2 protein-coding genes are annotated in these 1,049 nt (G+C 63.6%); both read left to right on the plus strand.

What is annotated here, in order from left to right; all coding sequences use genetic code 11:
• The first annotated feature begins 280 nt into the window (after positions 1–280).
• Entirely contained in the window at positions 281–547 is a 267-nt protein-coding gene (locus ABZT49_RS14015) for a hypothetical protein (protein ID WP_143132046.1), read from the plus strand.
• A gap of 177 nt (positions 548–724) precedes the next feature.
• Positions 725–1,049: hypothetical protein (locus ABZT49_RS14020; RefSeq protein WP_355286653.1), on the plus strand; the 325-nt coding region annotated here is incomplete at its 3' end.

Raw genomic sequence — 1,049 nt, forward strand, 5'->3', positions numbered from 1 at the left:
GCACGTCAGAAGGATCAGGTCCGCGAGTACTGCCAAGTGCGAACGGAACAACCACAGTCGAATCCAAGGACGTGTTTTGCGATCGCGCACGCGACATCTTGTCGAGCATTGCACGCGAGGAGCGGCGTCTCGACAGGATCGTCGGCCGGCTGAAACTGGCACGCATGCAGGGAAACCGTCGCGGTTATGATCGCTCTCATGCTGTCGGCCAAATATCCTATGATCGCACGGTGCGCCTTTGGCAGCAGATCTCACTATCGTTTCATTCCAGGAGATAGTCGTGCCCTACGGTGCTGAGGTTATCGAACAAATCGAGCGGGATCACAGACGGATCGGCCGCCTGCTTCAAGCCATCGACAATGGTCGCTGGTGGAGTGCCGACGAGCCTGGACGAGCCAGCCTCGAGACGATCAGAGGCGCGGCAATGCAGATCCATGAAGCGACGATGCTGATTGAGCGATTGCTCAGCGGTATCGGCACGAGCTCCACGCGTGACCGGAATTCTTTGGCGTCGTTGCCGGCAGCCATGGCCACTCCTGGTCCCTGAACCTCGTTCGCGCAAGGAACGTACGTGCGTGGGTCCAGTGCCCCGCATATCAAGGTGTCGAGGCCATGCCCCCCTTCCGCCGGCTCCGTCGGCGGCGGTCCGAGAGGGTCCCTCGGAGCACCCGCGTTCGCATCCCGGCGGCGAAGAGCCAGCAACGCAGCACAGAGGGTTGGCTGGATGACGGATCGTCCGATCGAGCTTGACGAACGGCGCGGCATGGCCGCCCAGAAGGCGACGAAGGTGCGCCGCAGGCGAGCTGCGGTGAAAGCGCAACGTGCCGGCCTCGTCGCGCGCCAGCACGACCTGGAAGCCCACCTGTTCGCGGCCGAGGCGACGACATGGCCGGAGGCCGCCGACAAGGCGAAGTATCTGCTCGAAAGGTTCGCCGCGACGTTCTCCTGCGATGATCCTCGCTTGCAGAGCATGGTCGCCGCCGTGTTGTCCGACTTCGCGCGTCTGTCGGGGCCGACCGAGCCCGAGGCGCAAGACTCGCAGGCTCCCA

Origin of the sequence: Methylobacterium sp. EM32, assembly GCF_040593685.1 — a bacterium.
In the GTDB taxonomy this organism is placed as follows: domain Bacteria; phylum Pseudomonadota; class Alphaproteobacteria; order Rhizobiales; family Beijerinckiaceae; genus Methylobacterium.